This is a genomic window from Streptomyces sp. NPDC058289, assembly GCF_042880975.1.
Classification (GTDB): Bacteria; Actinomycetota; Actinomycetes; order Streptomycetales; family Streptomycetaceae; genus Streptomyces; species Streptomyces stoeckheimensis.
This window is the reverse complement of the sequence record NZ_JBHVYI010000053.1, coordinates 1-23,462: the sequence shown is the minus strand read 5'-3', so window position 1 is coordinate 23,462 and position 23,462 is coordinate 1. Positions and strand designations below refer to the sequence as shown.

At 72.1% G+C, this 23,462-nt stretch carries 19 protein-coding genes and 2 pseudogenes; 13 read left to right on the top strand and 8 right to left on the bottom strand.

All coding sequences use genetic code 11. The annotated features are described in order from the left end of the window. Nucleotides 1-9 precede the first annotated feature (9 nt). A pseudogene (locus ACFVX6_RS25310) lies at nucleotides 10-1,426 on the bottom strand (MFS transporter). A 165-nt stretch (nucleotides 1,427-1,591) separates the two neighbouring features. On the opposite strand from ACFVX6_RS25310, the pseudogene ACFVX6_RS25305 reads away from it, so the two are divergent. After that, nucleotides 1,592-2,042: pseudogene (locus tag ACFVX6_RS25305) on the top strand (DUF2252 family protein); the annotation flags it as partial. Between the two features lie 87 nt (nucleotides 2,043-2,129). Here the strand turns inward: ACFVX6_RS25305 and ACFVX6_RS25300 are convergent. Both ACFVX6_RS25300 and ACFVX6_RS25295 read right to left on the bottom strand, forming a co-directional pair. Then, complete coding sequence (locus tag ACFVX6_RS25300) at nucleotides 2,130-3,752, bottom strand: arabinogalactan endo-beta-1,4-galactanase (protein WP_389695052.1); 1,623 nt, start codon at nucleotides 3,750-3,752, stop codon at nucleotides 2,130-2,132. A gap of 65 nt (nucleotides 3,753-3,817) precedes the next feature. Next, nucleotides 3,818-5,836: a beta-galactosidase gene (locus tag ACFVX6_RS25295; RefSeq protein ID WP_389695050.1), complete on the bottom strand. Its 2,019-nt coding sequence runs from the start codon at nucleotides 5,834-5,836 to the stop codon at nucleotides 3,818-3,820. A 216-nt stretch (nucleotides 5,837-6,052) separates the two neighbouring features. On the opposite strand from ACFVX6_RS25295, the gene ACFVX6_RS25290 reads away from it, so the two are divergent. The 4 genes from ACFVX6_RS25290 to ACFVX6_RS25275 are packed head-to-tail and all read left to right on the top strand — an operon-like array spanning nucleotide 6,053 to nucleotide 10,268. Next, a complete protein-coding gene (locus ACFVX6_RS25290; protein ID WP_389695048.1) occupies nucleotides 6,053-7,372 on the top strand; it encodes an ABC transporter substrate-binding protein in 1,320 nt (439 codons plus the stop codon). Continuing rightward, nucleotides 7,369-8,301, top strand: a complete 933-nt coding sequence (locus ACFVX6_RS25285) for a carbohydrate ABC transporter permease (RefSeq protein WP_389695046.1) — start codon at nucleotides 7,369-7,371, stop codon at nucleotides 8,299-8,301. The genes ACFVX6_RS25290 and ACFVX6_RS25285 overlap by 4 nt, the downstream gene beginning before the upstream one ends. Continuing rightward, nucleotides 8,298-9,215, top strand: a complete 918-nt coding sequence (locus ACFVX6_RS25280) for a carbohydrate ABC transporter permease (RefSeq protein WP_389695044.1) — start codon at nucleotides 8,298-8,300, stop codon at nucleotides 9,213-9,215. Before ACFVX6_RS25285 ends, ACFVX6_RS25280 begins: the two co-directional genes overlap by 4 nt. Nucleotides 9,216-9,242: 27 nt before the next feature. Next, the gene (locus ACFVX6_RS25275; RefSeq protein WP_389695042.1) at nucleotides 9,243-10,268 is read left to right on the top strand and encodes a LacI family DNA-binding transcriptional regulator; all 1,026 of its coding nucleotides are present in this window, start codon (nucleotides 9,243-9,245) and stop codon (nucleotides 10,266-10,268) included. 35 nt (nucleotides 10,269-10,303) lie between these two features. On the opposite strand, the gene ACFVX6_RS25270 is transcribed toward ACFVX6_RS25275, so the two are convergent. After that, nucleotides 10,304-11,671, bottom strand: coding sequence for a pyridoxal phosphate-dependent decarboxylase family protein (locus ACFVX6_RS25270; RefSeq protein ID WP_389695040.1), 1,368 nt, complete (start codon nucleotides 11,669-11,671; stop codon nucleotides 10,304-10,306). 76 nt (nucleotides 11,672-11,747) lie between these two features. Then, nucleotides 11,748-14,240, bottom strand: a complete 2,493-nt coding sequence (locus tag ACFVX6_RS25265; protein ID WP_389695038.1) for a SpoIIE family protein phosphatase — start codon at nucleotides 14,238-14,240, stop codon at nucleotides 11,748-11,750. A 293-nt stretch (nucleotides 14,241-14,533) separates the two neighbouring features. On the opposite strand from ACFVX6_RS25265, the gene ACFVX6_RS25260 reads away from it, so the two are divergent. The 8 genes from ACFVX6_RS25260 (at nucleotide 14,534) to ACFVX6_RS25225 (ending at nucleotide 21,393) form a co-directional block, all read left to right on the top strand. Next, the gene (locus ACFVX6_RS25260; RefSeq protein ID WP_389695036.1) at nucleotides 14,534-15,400 is read left to right on the top strand and encodes a CAP domain-containing protein; all 867 of its coding nucleotides are present in this window, start codon (nucleotides 14,534-14,536) and stop codon (nucleotides 15,398-15,400) included. 215 nt (nucleotides 15,401-15,615) lie between these two features. Further along, the gene (locus ACFVX6_RS25255) at nucleotides 15,616-16,179 is read left to right on the top strand and encodes a hypothetical protein (protein WP_389695034.1); all 564 of its coding nucleotides are present in this window, start codon (nucleotides 15,616-15,618) and stop codon (nucleotides 16,177-16,179) included. Between the two features lie 271 nt (nucleotides 16,180-16,450). After that, complete coding sequence (locus ACFVX6_RS25250; protein ID WP_389695032.1) at nucleotides 16,451-17,230, top strand: thioredoxin family protein; 780 nt, start codon at nucleotides 16,451-16,453, stop codon at nucleotides 17,228-17,230. Next, on the top strand, nucleotides 17,227-17,853 hold the full coding sequence (locus ACFVX6_RS25245) for a TlpA family protein disulfide reductase (protein ID WP_389695030.1): 627 nt from the start codon (nucleotides 17,227-17,229) through the stop codon (nucleotides 17,851-17,853). The genes ACFVX6_RS25250 and ACFVX6_RS25245 overlap by 4 nt, the downstream gene beginning before the upstream one ends. After that, a complete protein-coding gene (locus ACFVX6_RS25240; RefSeq protein ID WP_389695028.1) occupies nucleotides 17,850-18,620 on the top strand; it encodes a cytochrome c biogenesis CcdA family protein in 771 nt (256 codons plus the stop codon). The genes ACFVX6_RS25245 and ACFVX6_RS25240 overlap by 4 nt, the downstream gene beginning before the upstream one ends. 53 nt (nucleotides 18,621-18,673) lie before the next feature. Then, the gene (locus ACFVX6_RS25235) at nucleotides 18,674-19,234 is read left to right on the top strand and encodes a hypothetical protein (RefSeq protein ID WP_389695026.1); all 561 of its coding nucleotides are present in this window, start codon (nucleotides 18,674-18,676) and stop codon (nucleotides 19,232-19,234) included. A gap of 27 nt (nucleotides 19,235-19,261) precedes the next feature. Next, complete coding sequence (locus tag ACFVX6_RS25230) at nucleotides 19,262-19,993, top strand: response regulator transcription factor (RefSeq protein WP_389695024.1); 732 nt, start codon at nucleotides 19,262-19,264, stop codon at nucleotides 19,991-19,993. Continuing rightward, nucleotides 19,990-21,393 carry an ATP-binding protein gene (locus ACFVX6_RS25225; RefSeq protein WP_389695022.1) on the top strand — a complete coding sequence of 468 codons (1,404 nt, stop codon included), beginning with the start codon at nucleotides 19,990-19,992 and terminating at the stop codon, nucleotides 21,391-21,393. Before ACFVX6_RS25230 ends, ACFVX6_RS25225 begins: the two co-directional genes overlap by 4 nt. Nucleotides 21,394-21,423: 30 nt before the next feature. Here ACFVX6_RS25225 and ACFVX6_RS25220 read toward each other — a convergent pair whose 3' ends face one another. The 3 genes from ACFVX6_RS25220 to ACFVX6_RS25210 all read right to left on the bottom strand — a co-directional run. Then, on the bottom strand, nucleotides 21,424-22,059 hold the full coding sequence (locus ACFVX6_RS25220; RefSeq protein ID WP_389695020.1) for a TetR/AcrR family transcriptional regulator: 636 nt from the start codon (nucleotides 22,057-22,059) through the stop codon (nucleotides 21,424-21,426). A gap of 133 nt (nucleotides 22,060-22,192) precedes the next feature. After that, a complete protein-coding gene (locus ACFVX6_RS25215; protein WP_389695018.1) occupies nucleotides 22,193-23,053 on the bottom strand; it encodes a 3-hydroxybutyryl-CoA dehydrogenase in 861 nt (286 codons plus the stop codon). Between the two features lie 40 nt (nucleotides 23,054-23,093). After that, a partial coding sequence (locus ACFVX6_RS25210) for an acyl-CoA dehydrogenase family protein (protein ID WP_389695016.1) occupies nucleotides 23,094-23,462 on the bottom strand: 369 nt, incomplete at its 5' end.

Genomic DNA, 23,462 nt, shown 5'->3' with positions numbered 1-23,462 from the left:
CAGGGGCGGTCATCCTCCAGGTCCCGCGGGGCGCGGCTGGGTCGCCGGGATCCGCCGGGTGAAGAACATCGCGAGGAGCGCGGTGAGGGCGAGGACGGCGAGGGCGGCGCGCAGACCGTCGAGCCTCGCCGCGGCGTTCGCGTCGAGCGCGGCCGAGGCCACGTCCGGGCTCGTGCCCGCCTCGTCGAGCGCCGACTCGAGCTGGGCATCCGACATGAAGGGCACGCCGCTCTCGAGCGTCACGGTCGCCTGGCTCTTGACCTCGGCCGGGATGGCCTGATTCTGCTCGATGTTGGTCAGGAAGGAGGCGGTGAGCGCGGCGATCAGGATCGATCCGGCGAGTGCCGTTCCGATCGAGGCGCCGAGGTTGGTGACGGCGTTCTGGATGCCGCCGACCTCCGCGCTCTGCTTGTCCGGGACCGCGGACACGGTGACCGCCCCGAGCTGGGAGGCCAGCGCTCCCATACCGAGCCCGATCAGCAGGAGCGGGATGGTGACGACGGCCGCGTCCGCGTCCGCATCGAGTGCGGCCAGCAGCGTCACGGCGCCCGCGAGCAGCGCGAGGATGCCGAGTCGCACCACCCGCCGCGGTGAGACGTCCGGAAGAAGGCGCGGGATCAGGATCGCGGCAGCCAGCAGAGTCAGGGAGAGCGGCAGGATGCGTACACCGGTCTTCAGGGCGGACAGGCCCAGTGCGACCGACAGGTACAGCGGTACGACGAAGAACACGCCCATCTGCACGAGGTACTGGAAGAAGAACATCGTCAGGCCGCCGGTGAGCTGCCGGTTCCGCAGCAGAGCCGGGTCCACCAGAGGCTCCCTGTGCTGCTCCACGAGGCGGGCCTCCCAGGACAGGAAGAGCCGGATCAGGAGCAGGCCCGCCAGCATCAGCCACACGACGAGGGAGATCCCGAGCCAGGCCGGCGCGTCGGGCTTCGGCAGGAACCAGCCCCATTCGCTCGAGCGGAGTACGCCGTAGACGAAGATCCCGAGCCCGAGGGCGGACAGCACGGCGCCGACGAGGTCGATGTGCGGGCGTACGCCGGTCGGTGCGTCCGCCGTGCGCCGGGCGAGCACCACGATGCCGAGCACGAGCGCGACCTCACCGGCGAAGACCCAGCGCCAGGAGAGGTACGTCGTGGCGACGCCTCCGATGAGCGGCCCCACCGCGATTGCCGAGGCACCCGCCGCGGCAACCAGGCCGTACGCGCCCGGCCGGCGCTCCGCGGCGAAATTGCCGGCGACCAGCGGCCGTGATCGCGCCCTGGATCCCGGTCACGGTCGTACCCACGTCGTCGGCCACCGTCGCGATCGAGACGTTCATGACGGAGCTGTCGAGCGCCATCAGGAACTGTCCGGCCGCGAGCGTCAGGAGGACGACTCCCGCCGTTGCCGACTTCTTGGGAGTACCCGCCTGGGATGCCATGGAAGCAAAGGTTCCAGTGGCCCCGGAGCCCCCGTCACCGCCCCGCCGAGGACGTCAGCCGGTTGGCGGCGGTCGACGCCCGTTTCCGGCGCCGCGCCGCGCCACGGCGTGCGCGGCAGCCCCGGTGAGCCAAGGCTTGGGAGGTGGGAGCGAAAAGGAGGGCGGGAGCGGGCCCTGCTGTTCGACCTCAACGACTTCGACGGGGCCCTGCCCGGCCCCTTCGAATGGGACGTCAAGCGGCTCGCCGCCAGCACGGCCGTGGCCGCCCGCGACAAGGGCCACGGCGACGACCGTGCGGGGCGGACCGCCCTCGCCGTCGCGCAGGCGTACCGACTGGCCATGCGGCGGCTGGCAAGGTTTTCGGCGAGTACCGCAGCACGCTCCCCGAGCAGCGACGCCTGCTCCTCGACCGCTATCAGGTGGTCGACGCGGCACGGAAGCCGTCGGCGTCGGGAGCGTCGGCACCCGCTGCTTCATCGTCCTGCTGATCGGTCGCGCCGAGCAGGACCCGCTGTTCCTGCAGATCAAGGAGGCCGGACGCTCTGTTCTGGAAGACCATCTCCCCGCCCACTATGCCGACCGCACCGTCCGCGACCACTCCGCGCTCACCGCCGCCATCTCGGACGGCGCCGTCACTGCCACCCGCGGCATCTGAGCGGGGATGCGGCCGCAGACCGGTGATCATCCGTTCCCCAGGGGCCGATCAGCGGTGGGAGAGCCGGTTCGCGGCCGGCAGCAGCTTGCTGTCGTAGTCGAACAGGGCCTGGTTCTCCCAGCCGTTGCCGGATCCGGGATCGGCCGGGTCCCAGCCGTTGCCGGCGACGGCGGTCCAGGTCGGCTCCCAGTAGACGACACCGAGGCCGCGGGCGTTCGGTACCGCCTCGACGATGTTCATCACGTCCCGGAGCCAGGCGGATTGCCCGGCCGTGCTCGCCGGGTAGCCGGTGACGAGTTCGGACGTGGTGTCGATGATGTTCTCGTGGGCGTCCTCGCTGTCGAGCCGGAAGGGGTAGGCGGTCTCGGCGACCAGCACCTTCTTGCCGTAACGGGTCGAGATGTCATCCAGGTTGGCCTGCAGCGAGGACAGCGCGCCGTGCCAGTACCCGTAGAAGGACAAGGCGATGACGTCGTAACTCACACCCTGCGCGGTGGCGTTGTCGAACCACCAGCGGTAGAGGGCGTTGTCGCCGCCGTGCGCGAGGTGCAGGGCCACCTGGGTGGAGGGGGAAACCGCCTTGGCGGCCGAGGCGCCCGACTTCAACAGCCCCGCCAACTGCTGCCAGTTGTCCGTCGACCCCTCGGGCCAGAGCATGCCGGTGTTGGTCTCGTTGCCGATCTGCACCATGTCGGCGGTGGTGCCCTGCGCCTTCAGGGCGTTCAGCACGTCGTACGTGTGCTGGTAGACGTCCGTCGTGAGCTGGGTGTACGAGTGCCCGGACCAGGCGGCCGGCTTGGTCTGGGCGCCGGGGTCGGCCCAGATGTCGGAGTAGTGGAAGTCGACGAGGAGCTTCATGCCCTGGGCCTTGATCCGCCGGGCCGTCGCCAGGACGTGGGCCTTGTCGTTGTAGCCGTCGGCCGGGTTCACCCACACTTTGAGCCGGCCGTAGTTGGCGCCGGCGGACTTCAGGATGGTCAGGGCGTCGCCGGTGGCGCCGCCGCTCGTTCGGTAGACACCGCCCAAGTCCTCGCTCTTCCCCAGCGAGGAGACGTCGACCCCCTTGACCGCGAGCCCGGTCGAACCGGCGGTGAACGCCAGATCGTCGACGTTGAGCCAATTGCCCGCACTCGCATCCGAGTTGATGCTGACCGTGCACCGGCCGCCACCGGTCACCTTCACCGAGGTCACGAGGCGTATCCAGGCACCGTCGGAGGTGGCCGGCAGATCGGTGCGCTGCTCGGCGGAGCCGCAGTCGCGCAGGGCGAGATAGGCGGAGCTCTGGCCGCCACTGGAGCGAACCCAGGCACTCAGCGTGTAGCTGCCCGCGCCGAGGCCGGACAGGGACTGGCGGGTCTCGACCTTGTACGCGGACGACGACCAGTGGGTGAGCCGGTATCCGCCGCTGCGGCCACCGGACTCGGTGTACGAGGCGGCGCTGTGGCCGGTCGTCGAGTACGTGGTCCAGCCGGCCGGCGTGGCGGTGCCGGTGCCGTCGGCCTCGAAGCCGCTGTTGGCCAGAGTGGTCGCGGCCTGCGCGGGATGGGCGGGCAGCGGGGTCAGGAGGAGGGTGGTGAGCGCGGTCACGGCGGCGGCTCGCAGCCAGGTCCCTCCCCGCAGGTACCGCCCGCTCGGCAGGTTCCGCAGGGGTGTGCTTCGTACGGTGTGCATCGTCGATGTCCCTTCGACGGCGGCTGCCGCGGGGCGGGAGCCCAGCGGGGATTCGTGGGGTGCGATCAGGCATCCAGGCGCACGACGCGGACCGCACCGGCCGGGACGGTGAGCTTCCCGCTCACCGGTGCGCCGCCGAGGAGCTCGGTGCCGGAGCTCTCCAGCGGGACCTCGGCCTCCTGGTCGGAGTGGTTGAGGGCGAAGAGGTACCGGCCGCCTTCCCCGGAGCGGCGCACGACCTCCACGTCACGGGGGAGCGCGTCGTGCGCGCCGATCCCGGCGTCCTCGCAGGCGGCGGCGGTGATCGTGCCCAACGAGGCAGCGTCGAGCCGGGTGGAGACGTACCAGGCGGTGCCCAGGCCCAGCCGGTGCCGGGTGACGGCTGGCCCGCCGGCGGCCGGCCCGTCGGCGTACGTCCACACGGTCTCGGCCCCACGGGGCACGACGAACTCGGTCCACACGTCGGCGGAGAGGGAGGCGCCGCCCGGCCCGTCGATCCGTACGGTCTCGCCGTCGAGCAGCGGCGACCATTCCTCGACGGTCAGACCGAGCACGTCGCGCAGGACGCCCGGGTAGGGCCCGGGGTGCACGGCATCGTGCTCGTCGACGATTCCGGAGAAGTACGAGACGACGAGGGTGCCGCCGTTCTCGACGTAGGCGCGCAGGTTCCGTCCGGCGGCCTCGGTGGCGAGGTAGAGCGCGGGAACGACCACCAGCGGGTAGGCGGACAGGTCGGCCTCCGGGTGGGCGAAGTCGACCGTCAGGTGCCGGTCGTACAGCGCCTCGTAAAAGCCGTCGGCGCGCTCGCGCGCCTCGTGGGCCTCGCTCGGGCGCCACTCCAGGCTCTGCGCCCACCAGGAGTGCCAGTCCCACACCATGGCGACGTCCGCAGCCGTCCGGGTGCCGCGGACTTCGGCGAGCTCGCCGAGGTCGGTGCCGAGGCGGACCACCTCGCGCCAGATCCGGGTGTCGGTGCCCCCGTGCGGGAGCATCGAGGAGTGGAACTTCTCGGCTCCGCGCCGGGATTGGCGCCACTGGAAGAACATGGCGCCCTCGGAGCCGCGGGCGACGTGGGCGAGTGAGTTGCGGGCCATCTCGCCGGGGCGCTTGGCGGGGTTGCGGGGCTGCCAGTTGACGCCGCTGGTGGAGTGTTCGAGGAGCAGCCAGGGGGCGCCGCCCGCGACGGAGCGGGTGAGGTCGGCGGCCATGGCGAGGTTGACGTGGGTGCGCCGGCCGTCGGTGATCAGGTAGTGGTCGTTGGTGACGAGGTCGACCTCGCGGCCCCAGGCCCAGTAGTCGATCGAGTCGCACTGGCTGAGCGCGGTCATGAAGTTGGTGGTGACGGGGATTCCGGGCGCGAGCCGGTGCAGGATGTCGCGCTCCATGCGGAAGTTCTCGCGCAGGGTGGCATCGGTGAAGCGCCGGTAGTCGAGCTGCTGCGCGGGGTTGCCGACGGTGGGCGTGGCCCGCGGCGGATCGATCTGCTCGTACGCGGTGTAGCGCTGGCCCCAGAACGCGGTGCCCCAGGCTTCGTTGACCGCATCGAGGGATCCGTGCGCGTTCCGGAGCCAGCGGCGGAAGTGGGCGGCGCAGCTGCGGCAGTAACAGGCGCTGACGGGGACGCCGTACTCGTTGTGGACGTGCCAGAGCGCGAGCGCGGGGTGGCTGCCGTAGCGGCGGGCGAGTTCGGTGGTGATGCGGGCGGCGGCCTCGCGGTAGGCGGGGGAGCTGTGGCAGATCGCCCCGCGGGAACCGAAGGAGTACCGCATGCCGTCGCGGCTGACGGGCAGCGCCTCGGGGTGGGCGCGGTAGAACCAGGCGGGCGGCGCCACGGTGGGCGTGGCCAGGTCGACCCGGATGCCGTGCTCGTGCAGCAGGTCGAGGAGCCGGTCGAGCCAGCCGAAGTCGTACCGGCCGGGTGCGGGTTCCAGCAGGGCCCAGGAGAAGATCCCGACGCTCACCAGGGTGACGCCGGCCTCGCGCATCAGCCGTGCGTCCTCCTGCCACACGCTCTCCGGCCACTGTTCGGGGTTGTAGTCCCCGCCGAACGCGAGCCGGTGCAGGCCCGTGATGGTCTGCGACATGGGGTCTCTCCTGGGTGTCGGCATCTGAAAGGCAAGTCAATGGAGAACATCAACTGGGAACGTGCACAGAATGATCTCGCTGTCGGAACGCAACATAACCGCACAGGAACAACCATTGACAAGTGTCCTGGGTGTTTCTCTACTGTGAACGCTCACAGACGCATGATCGGTCTCCCCGCCTGAGGGTGAGGCCCTTTAGGTCAGGGAGAACTGCCCATGCCCCACGCGACGTACCGCGGCCTCGCCACCGCCACCGCCGTCCTTCTCGGCGCCACCGCACTCGCCGCCTGCGGATCTTCCGACTCCGCGGACAAGGCCGACGCCGCCGCCGATTCGGGCCCCGTCGCGCTGACTTACTGGGCCTGGGCGCCCAACTTGGACAAGGTGGCCGAGCTCTGGAACCGGAAGAACCCGAACATCAAGGTCACGGTCCAGAAGCAGGCCTCCGGAGACGACCTGGTCACCAAGATCATCACCGCGGCCAAGGCGCACCAGGCCCCCGACCTCGTCCAGGCCGAATACCAGGCCCTGCCGACCCTCGTCAGCAACGACGCCCTCGCCGACATCTCCAAGGAGGTCGCCGGTGCCAAGGACGCCTTCGCCCCCGGCCTCTGGCAGCAGACCACGCTCGGCAGCGACGCGGTGTACGCGGTTCCCCAGGACTCCGGGCCGCTGATGTTCTTCTACCGGACCGACATGTTCCAGCAGTACGGCCTGACCGTGCCCACCACGTGGGAGGAGTTCGGCGCCACGGCCAGGGCCCTCAAGGCCAAGGCCCCCGACAAGGCGCTGACCACCTTCTCCTCCAACGACCCCGGCCTGTTCGCCGGTCTGGCCCAGCAGGCCGGTGCCCAGTGGTGGACCACCGAGGGCCAGAAGTGGAAGGTGGGCATCGAGGACGCGGCCACCAAGAAGGTCGCCGACTTCTGGGGCGGTCTGGTGGAGGACGGGGCGATAGACAACCAGCCGATGTACACCCCCGCATGGAACAAGGCGTTGAACACCGGCGAGCAGATCGGCTGGGTCAGCGCCGTCTGGGCCCCGGGCGTCCTGACCACCGCCGCGCCCGAAACCAAGGGCAAGTGGGGCATGGCCCCGCTGCCCCAGTGGGACGCCTCGAAGCCCGCGACCGGCAGCTGGGGCGGATCCACCACGGCCGTCACCACCGACTCGAAGCACAAGGCCGCCGCGGCCAAGTTCGCGACCTGGCTGAACACGGACCCGGAGGCGCTGGCCGCGCTGGTCAAGGAGAGCGGCATCTACCCGGCCGCCACCGCCGCCCAGACCGGCGGGGCACTGGCCAAGGCCCCGGACTTCTTCGCCGACCAGCCCGACTTCTACACGAAGGCAGCCGAGATCGCGAAGACCACCGCCCCCGCCGCCTGGGGCCCCAACGTGAACGTGGCCTACACCTCCTTCAAGGACGAGTTCGGCAAGGCCGCCAAGGCCAAGTCGGGCTTCGGCGCAGCGCTCACCGCCATGCAGGGCGGCACCGTCTCCGACCTGAAGAAGCAGGGCTTCGAGGTCGCCCAGTGACGCACGTCCCCACGGGCGTCCGGCGGTCGTACGGGGTCAAGGCGGCCCCGTACGGCTTCCTCCTCCCGGCAGCCCTCCTCTTCGCGCTCTTCTTCGCGCTGCCCATCGGCTACGCGATATGGCTCAGCTTCCACAGGATCGAGGTCAAGGGGCTCGGCCTGGGCAAGGGAGCCAAGCACGAGGTCTGGGCCGGCCTGCAGAACTACACCGCCGCCCTCACCGACTCCGAACTCGGCCACAGCGCCCTGAGGATCCTCGGCTACGGAGCGATCGTCGTCCCCGTCATGCTGGGCCTGGCCCTGCTGTTCGCCCTCCTGCTGGACTCCGAACGGGTCCGGGGCCGCTCCTTCTCCCGACTGGCGATCTTCCTCCCGTACGCGGTCCCCGGGGTCATCGCGGCCCTCCTGTGGGGCTTCCTGTACCTGCCGGACGTGAGCCCCTTCACCTACCTGCTGGAAGCCCTCGGGCTCCCGCAGCCGGACCTGATGGACGGCGGGCCGCTGTACCTGGCCATGTCGAACATCGCGGTCTGGGGCGGCACCGGCTTCAACATGATCGTGATCTACACCTCGCTGCGCTCCCTTCCCCCGGAGGTGTTCGAAGCGGCCAGGCTCGACGGCTGCTCGCAGTTGCAGATCGCGCTGCGCATCAAGATCCCGATGGTGGCGCCCTCACTGGTGCTGACCTTCTTCTTCTCGGTCATCGCCACCCTCCAGGTCTTCAACGAGCCGACCACGCTCCGGCCGCTCACCAACGGCATCCCCACCACCTGGAGCCCCCTGATGAAGGTCTACAACGACGCCTTCGTCGGCGGGAACATCCACGCCGCCTCGGCCACCGCCGTGGTGCTGGCCCTCGCGACCTTCCTGCTGTCCTTCGCCCTCCTCAGGGTCTCCAACCGCCGTACGAAGCAAGGAGCAACCCGATGACCGGGCTCGCCTCCCCGGCGCCGGTGCGCAAGGCCGCCCCGGCTGCCGGCACCACACCCGGCACTGCACAGGGACCGCCGCGCCCGCGCCGCGCCGCTCTGCTGCCGACCGCCGCCCTTGTTCTGGGCGCGCTGTACTGCCTGTTGCCCGTCGCCTGGGTCCTGGTCGCCTCCACCAAATCGGGCGCGGACCTCTTCTCGACCTTCACCTTCCTGCCCGGCGACGCCTTCGGTGACAACCTCGCCGACCTGGCCGCCTACCGCGACGGCCTCTACTGGCGGTGGATGGCCAACTCGGTCTTCTACGCGGGCCTGGGCGCCGTGCTGTCCACGGTGGTCTCGGCGTTCGCCGGCTACGCCCTGGCCGTCTACCGCTTCCGCGGCCGGGAGGCGTTCTTCAACACGATCCTCACGGGCGTCCTGATGCCCCCGGTGATCCTCGCCATCCCGCAGTACCTGCTGATGGCACAGGCCGACATGACGGACACCTACCTCTCCGTCCTGCTGCCGCTGATCCTCTCCCCGTACGGCGTCTACCTCGGCCGGATCTACGCCGAAGCCGCCCTTCCCATGGAGCTCGTCGAGGCGGGCCGGATGGACGGCGCGGGCGAGTGGCGGATCTTCCTGAGGATCGCGGTCCCGATGATGTCCCCGGGGCTGGTGACGATCTTCCTCTTCCAGTTCGTCGCCATCTGGAACAACTTCCTGCTTCCGTTCATCATGCTCGGCGACGACGAGAAGTTCCCCATGACCGTCGGCCTGTTCACCCTGCTGAAGCAAGGCGCGGGCCAGCCCGCCCTCTACACCTTGGTGATCACCGGTGCGCTCCTCGCGATCGTCCCGCTCGTCGCCCTCTTCCTGGTCATTCAACGGTTCTGGAGCCTCGACCTGCTCTCCGGCGCCGTAAAGTCCTGAAGCACAGGGGACGGAGGGAAACACAGCATGAGCACAGCAGCGAGCAGGCGTCGCCCGGCGACGATCCACGACGTGGCAGCCGAGGCGGGCGTATCGCGCGGCACCGTCTCGCGCGTCCTCAACGGCGGGCACTACGTCAGTCCCACCGCGAAAGCGGCCGTCGACGCCGCGATCCGCAAAACGGGCTACGTCGTCAACCGGCACGCCCGCTCGCTGATCACCGGCAAGTCCGGCTCGGTGGCCTTCCTGCTGACCGAGCCGCAGGAGCGGTTCTTCGAAGACCCGAACTTCAACGTGCTCCTGCGGGCCTGCAGCCAGGCGCTCGCCGCCCAGGACGTGCCCCTGCTGCTGATGATCGCGGGCACGGAGGACGAACGCCGGCGCAATCTGCGGTACATCGAAGCCGGTCACGTGGACGGAGTCCTCCTGATCTCCAGCCACTACGGCGACCCGGTCGTGGCCCGGCTGCACCAGGCGGGCGTCCCGGTCGTGGCCTGCGGCAGACCCCTCGGCCAGACCGCCAAGATCGGCTACGTCGCCGCCGACGACCGCGACGGCGCCCGCGACATGGTGCGCCACCTGTACGAGTCGGGCAGGCGCCGGATCGCCACCGTCACCGGCCCGTTCGACACCCCCGGCGGCGTCGAACGCCTCGCGGGCTATCGGGAGACCCTGTCCGAGTACGGCCTGCCCGTCGACGAGTCCCTGATCGTCACCGGCGACTACAGCCGCGCGAGCGGCGAGGCGGCGGCGCGCCAACTCCTGGAACGCGCCCCGGACCTCGATGCCGTCTTCGTGGCCTCGGACCTCATGGCCCAGGGTGTCCTCGACACCCTGGCCCGGGCGGGCCGACGTGTCCCCGAGGACATCGCCGTGGGCGGGTTCGACGACTCCCCGGCGGCGCTCTCCTCCCGGCCCTCGCTCACCACGATCCGCCAGCCCTGGGACCGGATCAGTACCGAGATGGTGCGGATGCTGCTGGCCCGCATAGCGGGGGAGGAGCCGGCCGCGGTCATCCTGCCCACGGAGCTGGTCCGCCGCGAATCGGCGTAGCGCCGACCCTCGCCCCGGACGCAACCGCCCTCGGGTCAGGCGCCGACGGACGCGCGCCGGATCGCGTCGAGGGCGCGCGCCACGTCGTCGTCGGTCGTCGACCAGTTGCTCACCGAGATGCGCATGACGCGCCGCCCGTGCCAGGTGGAGCCGCTGATCCAGGCCGTGCCGTCGTCGAGCAGTCGGGCCAGGACCCGCTCCGTGCGCGCGTCGTCGCCGAACTCGGCGCAGACCTGGGTGAACACCACGTCGTTGAGGACCGTCGCACCGTCCGTCCCGGCGATGCCGGCGGCGAACGCGGCGGCGTGCCCGCACAGCCGCTCGACGAGGTCGGCCACGCCCGACCGGCCGAGGGATCTGAGCACCGCCCACACGGTGAAGGCCCTGCCGCGCCGGGAGAGTTCAGGGACCTTGTCGGTGGGGTCGCCCTGTTCGTCCTGGATGAGGTAGTCGCCGCGCAGACCCATCGCCGCCCGGACCGCGGAGGGGTCGCGCACGATGGCGAGGCCGCAGTCGTACGGGACGTTCAGGGTCTTGTGGGCGTCCGTCGCCCAGGAGTCGGCGTCCGCGCAGCCCGCCGTCAGGTGCGCGTACCGGGGGGACGCGGCCGCCCACAGCCCGAAGGCACCGTCCACGTGCACCCACGCGTCCGCCGCGCGAGCGGCACCGATCGCCTCGACGAAGGGGTCGAAGGCCCCGGAGTGGATGTCTCCGGCCTGCAGGATCACGATCGTGGGGCGCTGCCCGCCGGCCTCCAGGGCCTGCCGCAGGGCCGCGGGCTCGATGCGGCCCTGCCCGTCCGCCGTGATCAGTTCGGGCTGCCCGAGTCCCAGGTAGCGGAGCGCCAGGTCGATGGCCATGTGGCGGTCCTCGCCGGCGAGGACGCGTACGGCCGGCCCGCCCGTGAGTCCGTCGCGTGCGACGTTCCAGCCCGCGCGCCGCAGCACCGCGTCGCGCCCGGCGGCGAGGCAGGTGAAGTTGGCCATCGTGGCACCCGTGGTGAAGCCGACGGCGCTGTCGCCCGGCAGACCGAGCAGGTCCAGCAACCACGCCCCGGCGACCTCCTCCACCGCCGCGTACGCGGGAGAGGCGGCGCGCATCACGCAGTTCTGGTCCCAGGCACTGACCAGCCAGTCCGTGGCGAGCGCGGCCGGTTCGGTGCCCCCGACCACGAACCCGTAGAAGCGGCCACTGGGAAACGCGGTGAGGCCCGGCTCGCAGGCCGTGGCGAGCAGGTCGACGACATCGGCGGGCGTGCCGGGAGCGGCGGGCAGCTCGTGGCCGAGCGCGCGCACGATCTCGTCGACCGAAGCGCGGGCGGGAACCCGGCGGTCGTCCAGGCTCGCCAGCCAGCGGACGGCATGCTCGTGTGCCCGTCGGAGCGCTGCCTCGCGCGCGTCCATACCTCGGACTATGAGGCAGCAGCCACCACCCCGCAAGCCACGGGCGGACCGGCGGCCCCCGGCCGGGCCCGGACCGTCAAGGGAGGGGCAGGCTCTGTTCGGACCAGACGGTCTTGCCTCCCCGGGCGTAGCGGCTGCCCCAGCGGTGCGAGAGCTGGGCGACGATGTAGAGGCCCCGACCGCCCTCCTCGGAGCTCCTCGCACGCCGCATCCTCGGTTGCGTATTGCTGGAGTCCGAGACCTCGCACGTCAGGGTGTCCGCCCGGATCAGCCGGAGCCGGATCGGGCCACCGGCGTGGCGAACGGCATTGGTGACCAGCTCGCTGACGATGAGCTCCGTGCTGAAGGCGAGCTCGTCGAGGTCCCAGGCGGTCAGCTGTGCCAGGACGAGGTGGCGGGCATCGGCGACGACCGCCGGGTCGGCATCGAGCCGCCACGTAGCGATGGAGCCGGCATCCACCACCCTGGTACGGGCCAGCAGGAGGGTGACGTCGTCCCTCAGCCTGCCCGGCGGCAATCCCTCCACGATCTCGTGGCGGGCCTCGCGCAGCGGCCGACCGAGTACGTCCGCGCGCAGCAGCCGGTCCGCCAGGTCGCGCATGCCCTGGTCGATGTCGCCTTCTCCACGTTCGATCAGCCCGTCGGTGTACAGGGCGAGGACGCTCCCCGGCGGCAGCTCGCGTTCGACCGCCTCGAAGGGCCAGCCGCCGACCCCCAGGGGCGGGCCGGGGCTCAGCTCGACGTACTCCACCGTTCCGTCCGGGCTGACCACGGCCGGAGGCGGGTGTCCGGCGCTCGCCATGACGCAGCTGCGGGTCACCGGGTCGTAGACGGCGTACAGACAGGTGGCCCCGGCCGGTCCGCCGGGCACCGGGGTGCCCGCGTCGCCGTCTTCCGCGGCGTCGCTCTCGGCCTCGGCGCCGACCTGCAGGACCATGTCGTCCACGTGCGCCAGCAGTTCCTCCGGTTCCAGTTCCAGGTCCGCCATCGCGCGTACGGCGCTGCGCAGGCGCCCCATCATGGCCGTGGCGTGCAGCCCGTGGCCGGTGACGTCCCCGGCCACCAGGGCGACGCGGGCCGACGACAGGGGGATGACGTCGAACCAGTCGCCGCCCACTCCGCTGTCCGCGTCGGCGGGCAGGTAGAGGCCGGCGGCTTCCACCGCGGGTGTTTCCGCGGTGGCCGGCGGCAGCAGGCTGCGCTGCAGGCCCACCGCGGTGCGGCGTTCCTTGGTGTAGCGGCGCGCGTTGTCCACGGCGAGGGCCGCACGGGCCGCGATCTCCTCCAGGAGGGCCAGGTCGTCCGCCTCCAGCGGGGGAGTGTCCCCCGTGCGCCAGAGCGTGAGCCGTCCGAACCCGATGCCCCGTGCACACAGCGGCGCCGTCATCGCCGAGTGCGCCCCCGGGACGGCGGTGGCCCATTTCGGTGCGTCGCTCCCGGGGTCCGTAGGTCGCGCGCCGAGGAGCGTGACCAGCTCTCCCCGGCATTCCCGGTCTCCGGGCGCGGCCGGTCCGGGCCCTCCCGCCCCGGTCGCCGCCGGGTGGGCGAGGGCCGTGGCGAGCGGAGCCGCGAATCGGGTCGTCCCCGTACGCAGCGCGTCCGCTTCCGCTCCTGCGACGGCCATCCGGATCAGGGGCAGCGGGAGATGATGCCCATCGGCGGGTGGTTCGCCGCCGGTCAGCACGGTCTCCACGAGATCCACCGCGGCGCAGTCGCCGAACGAGGGCGTCAGTACGCCGACCAGGTCCTCGACGGTGCGCAGGACGGACAGCGAACCGCCCAGCGCTCCGGTCGCGCGATACAGCAGGTCCAGGCGCCCACGCGACCGTTCGTGGTCGGTGACGTCGGTGAACACGGCCGCCACACCCATCGGATGTCCGTCGGGCTCCTGCAGCCGGAACGCCTGGATCGTCACGATCCGACCCCCTCGGGGGTCGTCCAGGGTGCGGGTGGTCGTGTTGAAACCGATCAGGGGGTTCCCGCTCTGCAGGACCTCCCGCAGCCGGTCGTCGATGGTCCGCGCGTCCTGCGCCCACAGGAAGTCGGCCAGGCGCCGGCCCTTCAGGTCGACGGGCACTCCGGTGTAGGGCAACAGGTGCGTGTTGGTCCTCAGCAGGCGCAGGTCCGCGTCGAAGACGGCCAGGCCCACGCGCCCCTGCAGGAACAGTTCCTGGGTGAAGGCGTGGTCCTGCCGCCATCGGGCGACCAGCTCCAGGGGCGCGCCGAGTACGAGGCAGCGGCCCGCGTCGCTCCGCACGCCGTCGTTCAGCGGGATGACCCGGAAGCCGATCTCCAGCTCACGCCCTGAGCCGTGTCGCAGGGTGGCCCGGCCCTCCCACCCCTCCCGGCTCCCCTGTCCGTCCTGCGCCAACACCGCTTTCCAGCCGCCCGGGCCCGGGTCCGCGAGGAGGTCGCGGGCCGGTCGGCCGCACACGTCCGCGGACCGGCGCTCCAGGAGGGCTTCGGCCGCCGGTGTCCAGGCGACGATCGTCCCGGCACCGTCCAGGAGTGCCGCGGCCGTGTTCGTGGCGGCGAAGGGATAATCCTGGTTGCTCTCCGTGGCGCGCATGCGTGCCCATCTCGTCAGCCCGGTCCCACTGTCCCCATGCTGGTCGATGTCCGGAACGGGAGCCAGAGGCGTTGCGCCATCCGGTACCGCTTCAGACGTCAGTCAAAGTGTCTCGCGAGCACCAGCCCGGTGCGCGCCCCCGCGGACGCCCGGGTGAGTAGGCCCGTTCCTGTGCCCATCCTGCGGGCTTCCTTAAGGGACCTTGAAGAACGCCTCCGGATCGCCATTTCCGCTGGTCACCACCCTAGGCTCGGGGAGCCGTCTCCCCCTTCTCGCCGAGAGGTCCCCCAGGCATGAGCCGCAGCAGAACCCCCGGAACGCCGTCCCGCGTCGAGGCGCGACGGAAGAAGACGGTGCGCACGCGCATCGTGCTGTCCCTCACCGCCGCGGGCGCGGTGGTGGCGGTCGGGGTCGCGGTCGCAGCCTCCGGCGACGGCGCGCGGGCCTCCGGGGCGAAGGCCCGGGCGGCTGTCTCCGGTGGCCGGCCGGCGGCGGAATCCTCCTCTTCCGCCGCCCCCGCACTGTCCGCCGACGCCGCGTCCGCGACGGGCGCGATGCCGTCGGCGGCGCCCGCCACCGACCCCACGGGCTCCGCCGCCCCCACGAAGTCGCCGCAGGAGAGCCGCCCGGCCCCCGCGGCCCCGACCCCGGCCGCCAAGCCCAAGCCCACCCGTACGCCCACCGCGACCAACGGCGGCGGTTCGGGCGGGTCGGGCGGTTCCGGGGCGTCCTCCGGTTCCTCCGGTTCTTCTGGCTCCTCCGGTTCTTCCGGCTCCTCCGCCGTGGAGTCCGCGGTCCTCGCCCTGGTCAACAAGGAGCGGGCCGCGGCCGGGTGCGGTGCGTTGACCGCGAACGCGAAGCTCAGCGCCGCGGCACGGGCGTACAGCGACACCATGGCCCGCAGCGGCGTCATGTCCCACACCGGACCCGACGGGTCCACCATGACCACCCGCGTCGAAGCTGCCGGATACGGCTGGTCCCGCCTGGGCGAGAACATAGCCCGCGGCCAGGCGGACGCTGCCGCGGTCATGAACGCGTGGATGAACAGCCCCGGCCACAAGGCCAACATCCTCAACTGCGGCTTCCGGGAGATCGGCATAGGTTTCCACAAGGGCGACGGCGGCCCCTGGTGGACCCAGGACTTCGGCACGGCCAGGTAGGCCCCCGCACCCGCCCCGCACCCACGGGGCCCGGCACACGCCGTCCTCCGACCCGTACGCGGGCCAGGAGGACGTCTGCGTTCCCGCGCGCATCCGGAGCCGTGCGCGGGCCGTCCCGGAGCCGTCCCAGAGCCGTCCGGGGGCCGGCCGGCGGGCCGGGTTCGTTACGGGGGAGGCGGTGACGGGCGGCCGAGCGGGTCGGCCACTATGGGGCCGTGCCCCGAATTCCGCGCTACCTGCTCATATGGCTGTCGTGCACGGCCGCCAGCGTGACCGCCGTGCTCGCCACGGTCCAGTTCGTCGTCGGTTCGACCAGGCACACGCCCCCGGTCGCGCGGTCCGCCCCCGTGGTCGTCGAGACGCCGCCGGCCTGGACGGCGGCCCCGGACCAGGCACCGAGCCCGCAGTCCCCGGGCGCCACCGTCAGTGGTTCGCCCGTCGCAACCGAGCGGTCGTCACCCCCGGCTTCGACACCCACCTCGGCGAAGTCCCCGGCGGCAACGCCCCGGACGACAGTGCCCAAACCACCCGTCGACTGCACCGGGGGCGGGTTCGGCCTGCACACCGTCCCCTCGGAGGGCGGCAAGGTCACCGTCCGCTACGGCAATCGCGGCGTGTGCCTGATCTCCGCGGTCCCCGGCCGGGGATACAAGGCCGCCACGTCACAGACCGCGGACGACACCCTGACCGTCACGTTCACCGGCGCGGACCACCGCTCGGTGATCACGGCGACGATCACCCCGTCGGCGAAGGCCAGCGTGCGCGAGACGTCCTTCTGATCGCTTTTCCGGGTTTCACCCCCTTGTGCACACCTATCTCCCGAGCTCCGGTGAAGCGGAAGGTGAGCTGTTCCTTAGGGGAACCTCAAGATCACGCCCAGCCGGTTCCGGCGGCCCCCAGCGGTCCTATGCTCGCGTCAGCCGAACGGCCTTCGGTGCCCGGGCACGACTGCCCCGGCACCCCCGACGAGCCGCCGTGCCATCGGCTCCACCGATCCGGAAGGCGTTTCGCGCTTCCGTACTCCGAACCGTGCCCTGGGGTGTCTTCGCCATGACTTCTCGCATACTCCGAACCGCCCGCGCCACCCGCCGCACGCCGCGCCCGCGCGCCGCCGCACCCCTGGGCGTGCGGCTGCCCCTGGTGGCCGCGGCCGTGGTCGCCGCCGGGCTGACCGCGGCGTGCGGTCCGTCCGCCCAGCCCACCGGTGCCGCCGCGCCGACCACGGCCGGACAGCCGTCGCAGAGCCTCGCGTCCGCGACGGAGTCCGCGTCCGCCGAGGCGTCCCCGACCGCGTCCGCCACGCCGTCCGCGTCGCCGTCTGCGTCCGCGTCGGTCGGCACCCCGGCCGGCGCCCCGCCCGCCCCCTCGCGCGCCCAGCCCGCCAAGCCCGCCCCCAAGCCGTCCCGCACCTCCGCCGCGCCCGCCCCGGCGGCCCGGATACCCGGGCCCGGCTACGACAGTTCGGCCGACGCGCAGAAGCTGATCGACGCGGCGCTGCGTGCGGCCAAGGCCGACGGCCGCATGGTGCTGCTCGACTTCGGCGCCAACTGGTGCGGCAACTGCAAGGCGGCCGACAAGGTGTTCGCCCAGCCCGCGACCGCGTCGATCCTCGGAGCCTCGTACCACCTGGTCAAGGTGGACATCGGCGGCAACAGCTCAGCCAACTCCGCCCTCCTGCGCAAGTACAGCCCCTCGGGCGGGACGTACAAGATGCCCGTCCTGGTCGTGGTCTCTCCGTCCGGCTCGGTGCGCACCGACACGCACGTCACCGGCAATCCCGCGCTGACCTCGGACGGCCTCGGCTCCTTCCTCCGTCAGTGGGCGTCATGAGACGAGCGGTCCCGCGCTCCACCGTCCTGGCCGGTGCCGGCCTCGCGGTGGCGCTCGCCGGGTGCCTCTACGCCGCTGTCGGCGCCGCCTCCGACGGCGGCGGTGGCGGGGATGCGCCCGGCCCGGGGAGAGCAGCAGTCAGGCCCATGTCCGCGGCCGCGGCCGCGGTCGTGGACTCCGGAGCCCGGCCGGACGCACCCGCCCTGACGGGCGCCGATCTGGACGGAAAGCCGGTCAGTCTCGCCGAGTTCCGGGGCCAAGTCGTCGTCCTCAACGTGTGGGGGTCGTGGTGCGGGCCCTGCCGGTCGGAGGCCGACGACCTCGAGCGGCTCAGCGGGCAGACCCGTACGCAGGGCGTCCGGTTCCTCGGGATCAACACCCGCGACCGGGACCGCGCGGCGGCGCAGTCCTTCGTGCGCGCGCACGGCCTGGGATTCCCCAGCCTCCACGACCCCACCGGCGAACTCCTGCTCCGCTTTCCGCCCGCGCTCCTCAACCCGCAGACCATCCCGTCGACGCTGGTGATCGACCGCCACGGCCGGATCGCCGTCAGCATCGGGGGAGCGGTCACCGACGAGGAACTGAGGCCCTTGCTCGCTCGTGTCGCGGAGGAGACTGCATGACGGTGCTTACCGCCGCCGACGCCGCCCCCGCCCTCCTCCACGGGACGCTGGTCCTCGCCGCCCCCGTGGCGTTCTTCGCGGGACTGGTCTCCTTCCTCTCGCCGTGCGTACTGCCGCTCGTGCCGGGCTACCTCAGCTACGTGACCAGCCTGTCGGTCTCCGACCTGGCGGACGCCCGCGGCGGGCAGCGCAGCCGCATGGTGACCGGCGCGGCGCTGTTCGTCCTGGGCTTCACGGCCGTACTGGTCTCCGGCGGCGCCCTGTTCGGGTACTTCGGCCGCACCCTGCTGGCCCACCAGGAGGTGGTCACCCAGGTGCTCGGCGTCTTCACCGTGCTGATGGGGCTGTCCTTCATGGGCTTCCTGCCGGGTTTCACGCAGCGGGAGTTCCGCAGCCACCGGAGGCCCGTGCTCGGCCTGGCGGGCGCGCCGCTGCTGGGGGCGGTGTTCGCGGTCGGGTGGACCCCGTGCATCGGCCCGACGCTGGCCGCCGTACAGGCGCTCGCCTGGAGCGAGGCCAGCGCGGCCCGCGGGGCCCTGCTGATGGCGGCCTACTGCCTCGGGCTGGGCCTGCCGTTCCTCCTGGCCGCCCTGGCCTTCCGCCGGGCACTGGGCGCCTTCGGCCTGGTCAAACGGCACTACCCATGGGTCCTGCGGGCCGGCGGCGGAATGCTCGTCCTCGTCGGCGTGCTGCTCGCCTCCGGCGTGTGGAACGACCTGATGTACCGGCTCCAGTTGTGGAGCGCGGAGTACACCACAGCCGTCTAGGGCCGGCCGAACCCCTTCCCCCGACCCTTCCTCCCCTGACGAAAGCACAGCCGATGAACGTGTCCCCGTACGCGCACCACTCCCGCAAGGCCCGCCTCGCCGCCGCCCTGCTCTCCCTGGCCGCCCTCACGGCCTGCGGCGAGGAGCCCGCCGCGACCGGCTCCGCGCCCACGACGAGCTTCACCGAGAACGGGGTCACCGTCACCCTCTCGGTCTCCGCATGGCATCCCCCGCAGGGCACCTTGACCGCGGTCTTCACCCCCGAGGAGAAGGGGTTCCACCTCTACAGCACCGATCTGCCCGCCACCGGAATCGAGGGCGTCGGCCGGCCGACCTCGCTGGACGTCACCGGCGTCCTGCGGGCGGAAGGGAAGCTGACGGCCGCAGCCGACGTACGGACGATCAGCGTGCCCGGCGTCGACGCCCCGGTCCCCGTCTACCCGGACGGCCCGGTCACCACCACCCTGCCCGTCCGCCTGGACGGCAACGGGGAGGCGACCGTACTGCTCGGGTACGCGAGCTGCAGTACGCAGGAGGGCTGCACCATTCCGGTCTCCGACCGCCCCGTCCACCTGCACGTCACCGACGAGGGCCCGGCCTTCCGCGACCAATAGGAACGAGCGTTCACCTAAGGTGTGCCCATGCCGAGCGTTCTGGTCGTCGAAGACGACCCCAGCATCCGCCAGTCACTCATCGAAGTCCTGGCGGAGCACGGCTATGCCGTACGCAGCGCGGGCGACGGGTTCGGCGCCCTGCGCGAGGTCACCCAGTCGCCCGTCGACGCGGTGGTCCTCGACCTGGGGCTGCCCGATCTGGACGGAGGAGACGCACTGCGCATGATCCGGGGCATCTCCTCCGTTCCCGTCCTGGTGGCCACCGCCCGCGACGACGAAGCGGAAATCATCCGGCTCCTCAACGCGGGCGCCGACGACTACCTGGTCAAACCCTTCTCCGGGGGACAGCTCATCGCACGCCTCTCCGCCGTCCTGCGGCGCACCAACCACCTGCCGCCCGCCCATGCCGCACACGGCGCCCGGGGTTCGCGGCAGGCGCCCGCGGCCGAACCGCTGCGCCCCACCACCGTGGGCGAGCTCGCGGTGGACCCGGGGGCGCGCACCGCGTACCTGTCCGGCCGTGAGCTCCGGCTCACCCGCCGCGAGTTCGACCTCCTGGCCTTCCTCGCCCACCACACCGGCCAGGTCGTCTCCAAACGGCGGCTGCTGACCGAGGTCTGGCGCGAACCCTACGTCGACGACCAGACCGTCGACGTGCACCTGTCCTCGCTGCGCCGCAAGCTCGGCGAACGCGCGGCGGCACCGCGCTACCTGCTGACCGTCCGCGGCGTCGGCATCAAGCTGGTGGCGCCGCGGTGAGACGCTCACTCGCCGGAGTGGCGCTCGCCGTCACGTCCATGGTCGCCCTCTCCTTCCTCATACCGCTGGCCGCCCTGGTGATGTCGCTCGTCAAGGAGCAGAGCGTCACCGCGGCCGAGCAGCGGGCCGCCGCCCTGGCCCCCGTACTGGCACTGACCACGGATCCGTCCGCCCTGCGGGAATCCGCCGCCAGCCTGGACGCGGCCGAGTACGTGGTCGTCCACCTGCCGGACGAGCCCGCCCTCGGCACGTCCCGGGCCCCGGCGGCCCTGCTCGAACGGGCCCAACGGGGCCGCGAGTCCATCTCCCAGCGGATGCCCGGCGGGTGGATCTGCCTGCAGCCGGTGGTACTGCCCGGGGAGCAGGTCGCCGTCATCGAGAACTTCGTCCCCAAAGAGGAGCTGACCCGCGGGGTCGCGGCCTCCTGGACGGTCATGCTCCTCCTCGCCGTCGGACTGGTCGGCGGTTCCGTCCTGGTCGCCGACCGGCTCGGCGCGAAGGTCGTCAGGTCCTCCAAGCGGCTCGCCCACGCCTCCCAGGCCCTGGGCCGGGGCAATCTGGACGCCCGCGTGGACCCCATGGGACCCAGGGAACTGCGCGAGGCGGGCATCGCCTTCAACACCATGGCCCACCGGATGACCGAACTGCTCGCCGTCGAACGCGAACTGGTCGCCGACCTGTCCCACCGGCTGCGCACCCCGCTGACGGCCCTGCACCTGGCAACGGAACGCATGGCCGGCTCACCGGAGTCGGCCAGGGTCGAGGCCGCCGTGTGCGCCCTGGAAACGGAACTCCGGGCCATCATCACCGCGGCCCGCACCCCGCTCGCCGTGGGCCCGATGGGGCAGGGCATGCTCGGCCCGGAAACGGGCACGGCACACCACGCCGCGCACCCGGGACCGGCCGGACCCCGCTGCGAGGCGGCGGACGTCGTGCGTCACCGGACCGCCTTCTGGGCGGTCCTGGCGGAGCAGCAGAACCGCCCCTGCTCCCTCGACCTCACCCAGGAGCCCGCGGCAGTCGGCCTCTCCGAAGACGACGTCGCCGCCGTGGTGGACGCGCTCATCGGCAACGTCTTCCGGCACACCCCGCCCGGCACCGCGTTCGCCGTCCGTGTCGCCCGTACCGCCCAGGCAGTGGAACTGGTCGTGGAGGACGCCGGACCGGGCATCCCCGAACCGGACCAGGCCCTCTCCCGCGGAAGCAGCACCGGTTCCTCGGGGCTCGGCCTCGACATCGCCCGCAGGGCCGGCTCCGTCACCGGCGGTTCGGTGCGCATCGCCCGAGGCCCCCGCGGCGGCGCCCGGATCACCGTGGTCTTCGGCCTGGCCGCACCCCTGCCGTCCGGGCGTGCGCCGCGCGCCTCCCGGCGGCGTACGGGATGGCCGCGCGCCCGGTGAAGGGCCGGAGGGCCGGCGCGGGCCGCGCCGTCAGACCGCCGGGGAGACCTCCGGCGCGACCTCGGGGAAGACGGGGGCGATCCCGAGGGCCGGCGCGATCGCCCGCCAGATCGTCGACTGGGCCGTGGCGAGGTCGATGCGGGGGTCCTCCAGCATCAGCCGGTTGCCGAGGCCGTCGCACAGCGCCAGCACCAGCGTGCCCACTTCGGCGACGTCGCAGTCGGTGAACTCGCCGGAGGCGATGCCCCGTTCCACGACTCCGGCGACCCACGCGTGCAGTTGGTCGTACAGGTCGACGGCGAGGTCCCGGGCCGCTGCGTCGCGCAGGGCGCGCACCCACAGCTCCTGCCAGAGCTTCCAGTCCTGGCGGAGTTCGGCGTCCGTGGGCAGCATGCTCCGTACGATCCGGGCCAGGACGACGGCGGCCGGGAGCGAAGCGTCCTCGCTGCCGGTGTCCGTACCTGTCTTGGCGAAGGAGTGCGTCATCGCCTCGGCGAAGAGCTTCTCCCGGGTGTCGAAGTGGTAGTGGAGCAGGGCCTTCGAGACACCGGCGTGCTCGGCGACCTTGCGCATGCTGACGTGCTCGAAACCGATGTCGGCGATCACTTCGCACGCGGCCGTGAGGATTCGCTCCCGCGTTTCGAGTGCGCGCTCGGCCTTGGTCACGTTGGCTGCTCCCCGTGTCGGCGCACCCGTCGGATCGGGTGCGTGGGTGGCCGGAAGGCCCCGGCGGCCCGGCCCGCCGAACCCCCATCCTCGCGCATGGGGAATCCGGGCCCGGGCCGTCGGGGCACCGCGGTCAGGAATAAGTGTGGAACCCCCGGCCGGTCTTGCGGCCGAGCCGGCCCGCATCCACCATCCGGGCAAGCAACGGCGGCGGGGCGTACAGGGGCTCCCGGTACTCCGCGTACATCGACCGGGCGATCGCCTGGACGGTGTCCAGGCCGATGAGGTCGGCCAAGGCCAGCGGCCCGAGCGGGTGCGCGCACCCCAGGGTCATGGCCCGGTCGATGTCCTCGGCCGACGCGGTCCGCGATGCGGCCATCCGTACGGCGGCCAGCAGGTACGGAACGAGGAGCGCGTTCACCACGAACCCGGCCCGGTCCTCGGCGTGGACGACCTGCTTGCCCAGCACGCCGGAGGCGAACTCCCGCGCGCGCCGGACGGTTTCCGCGGAGGTGAGCAGTGAGGGCACCAGTTCGACCAGGGCGAGCACCGGGACGGGTTGGAAGAAGTGGAGGCCGACGACCTGCTCGGGCCGGGACGTGGCCGCCGCCAGCCGGATGACCGGGATGGAGGAGGTGTTCGTCGCGAGTACCGCGTCCCTGCGCCTGACGGCCCGGTCGAGCCGGGCGAAGACCTCCAGCTTCGCCCGCTCGTCCTCGGCCACCGCCTCGACGACGAGGTCCCGGTCCGCCATCCGGTCCATGTCCGTGGTCATCGCGATCCGGCCCACCGCCGCGTCGCGCTCGGCGGCAGACAGCTTCCCGGCGGCCGTGGCGCGGGCCAGGGAGCGGGCGATCCGCTCCAGGCCGGCGTCCGCGGCCGCCCGGCCCGTCTCCACGACCACCACGTCCCGTCCGGCGCGGGCGCAGACCTCGGCGATGCCGGAGCCCATCAGGCCGCACCCCACGATCCCGACCCGTTCGACATCGGTCATCGGCTCTCCCCCTTCGGTTCTCCCTCTTCGGATGCGGAGGTCACACGGTGGAGGGCATCCGCAGTACGCCCGTGCCGCGCTTGACGAGTTCGCCCGCGATGATCAGGCGCTGGATCTCGGAGGTGCCCTCCCAGATGCGGTCGACGCGCAGTTCGCGGTAGAGCCGTTCGACGGGGTAGGAGCGGTCGTAGCCGCGGCCGCCGAAGATCTGCAGGCAGCGGTCGATGACCCGGCCGGACGCCTCGCTCGCCGACAGCTTGGCGATGGCCGCCTTCGCGTGCAGCGTCTTGCGGTCGAGGGCGCCCTCGTCGACCTCCCAGGCGACCTGGTGGGTGTAGGCGCGGTTGACGGCGATGTCGACGGCGCAGTCGGCGAGCATGCCCTGGATCAGCTGGAAGTCGGCGATGGG

Excerpts from the sequence above, each read along its gene's own strand:
- ACFVX6_RS25250 (WP_389695032.1), top strand. The coding sequence starts at position 16,451 with ATGACTTCTCGCATACTCCGAACCGCCCGCGCCACCCGCCGCACGCCG.
- ACFVX6_RS25275 (WP_389695042.1), top strand. The coding sequence starts at position 9,243 with ATGAGCACAGCAGCGAGCAGGCGTCGCCCGGCGACGATCCACGACGTG.
- ACFVX6_RS25265 (WP_389695038.1), bottom strand. The coding sequence starts at position 14,240 with ATGCGCGCCACGGAGAGCAACCAGGATTATCCCTTCGCCGCCACGAAC.
- ACFVX6_RS25215 (WP_389695018.1), bottom strand. The coding sequence starts at position 23,053 with ATGACCGATGTCGAACGGGTCGGGATCGTGGGGTGCGGCCTGATGGGC.
- ACFVX6_RS25230 (WP_389695024.1), top strand. The coding sequence starts at position 19,262 with ATGCCGAGCGTTCTGGTCGTCGAAGACGACCCCAGCATCCGCCAGTCA.
- ACFVX6_RS25300 (WP_389695052.1), bottom strand. The coding sequence starts at position 3,752 with ATGCACACCGTACGAAGCACACCCCTGCGGAACCTGCCGAGCGGGCGG.
- ACFVX6_RS25260 (WP_389695036.1), top strand. The coding sequence starts at position 14,534 with ATGAGCCGCAGCAGAACCCCCGGAACGCCGTCCCGCGTCGAGGCGCGA.
- ACFVX6_RS25235 (WP_389695026.1), top strand. The coding sequence starts at position 18,674 with ATGAACGTGTCCCCGTACGCGCACCACTCCCGCAAGGCCCGCCTCGCC.
- ACFVX6_RS25295 (WP_389695050.1), bottom strand. The coding sequence starts at position 5,836 with ATGTCGCAGACCATCACGGGCCTGCACCGGCTCGCGTTCGGCGGGGAC.
- ACFVX6_RS25290 (WP_389695048.1), top strand. The coding sequence starts at position 6,053 with ATGCCCCACGCGACGTACCGCGGCCTCGCCACCGCCACCGCCGTCCTT.
- ACFVX6_RS25240 (WP_389695028.1), top strand. The coding sequence starts at position 17,850 with ATGACGGTGCTTACCGCCGCCGACGCCGCCCCCGCCCTCCTCCACGGG.
- ACFVX6_RS25245 (WP_389695030.1), top strand. The coding sequence starts at position 17,227 with ATGAGACGAGCGGTCCCGCGCTCCACCGTCCTGGCCGGTGCCGGCCTC.
- ACFVX6_RS25270 (WP_389695040.1), bottom strand. The coding sequence starts at position 11,671 with ATGGACGCGCGCGAGGCAGCGCTCCGACGGGCACACGAGCATGCCGTC.
- ACFVX6_RS25280 (WP_389695044.1), top strand. The coding sequence starts at position 8,298 with ATGACCGGGCTCGCCTCCCCGGCGCCGGTGCGCAAGGCCGCCCCGGCT.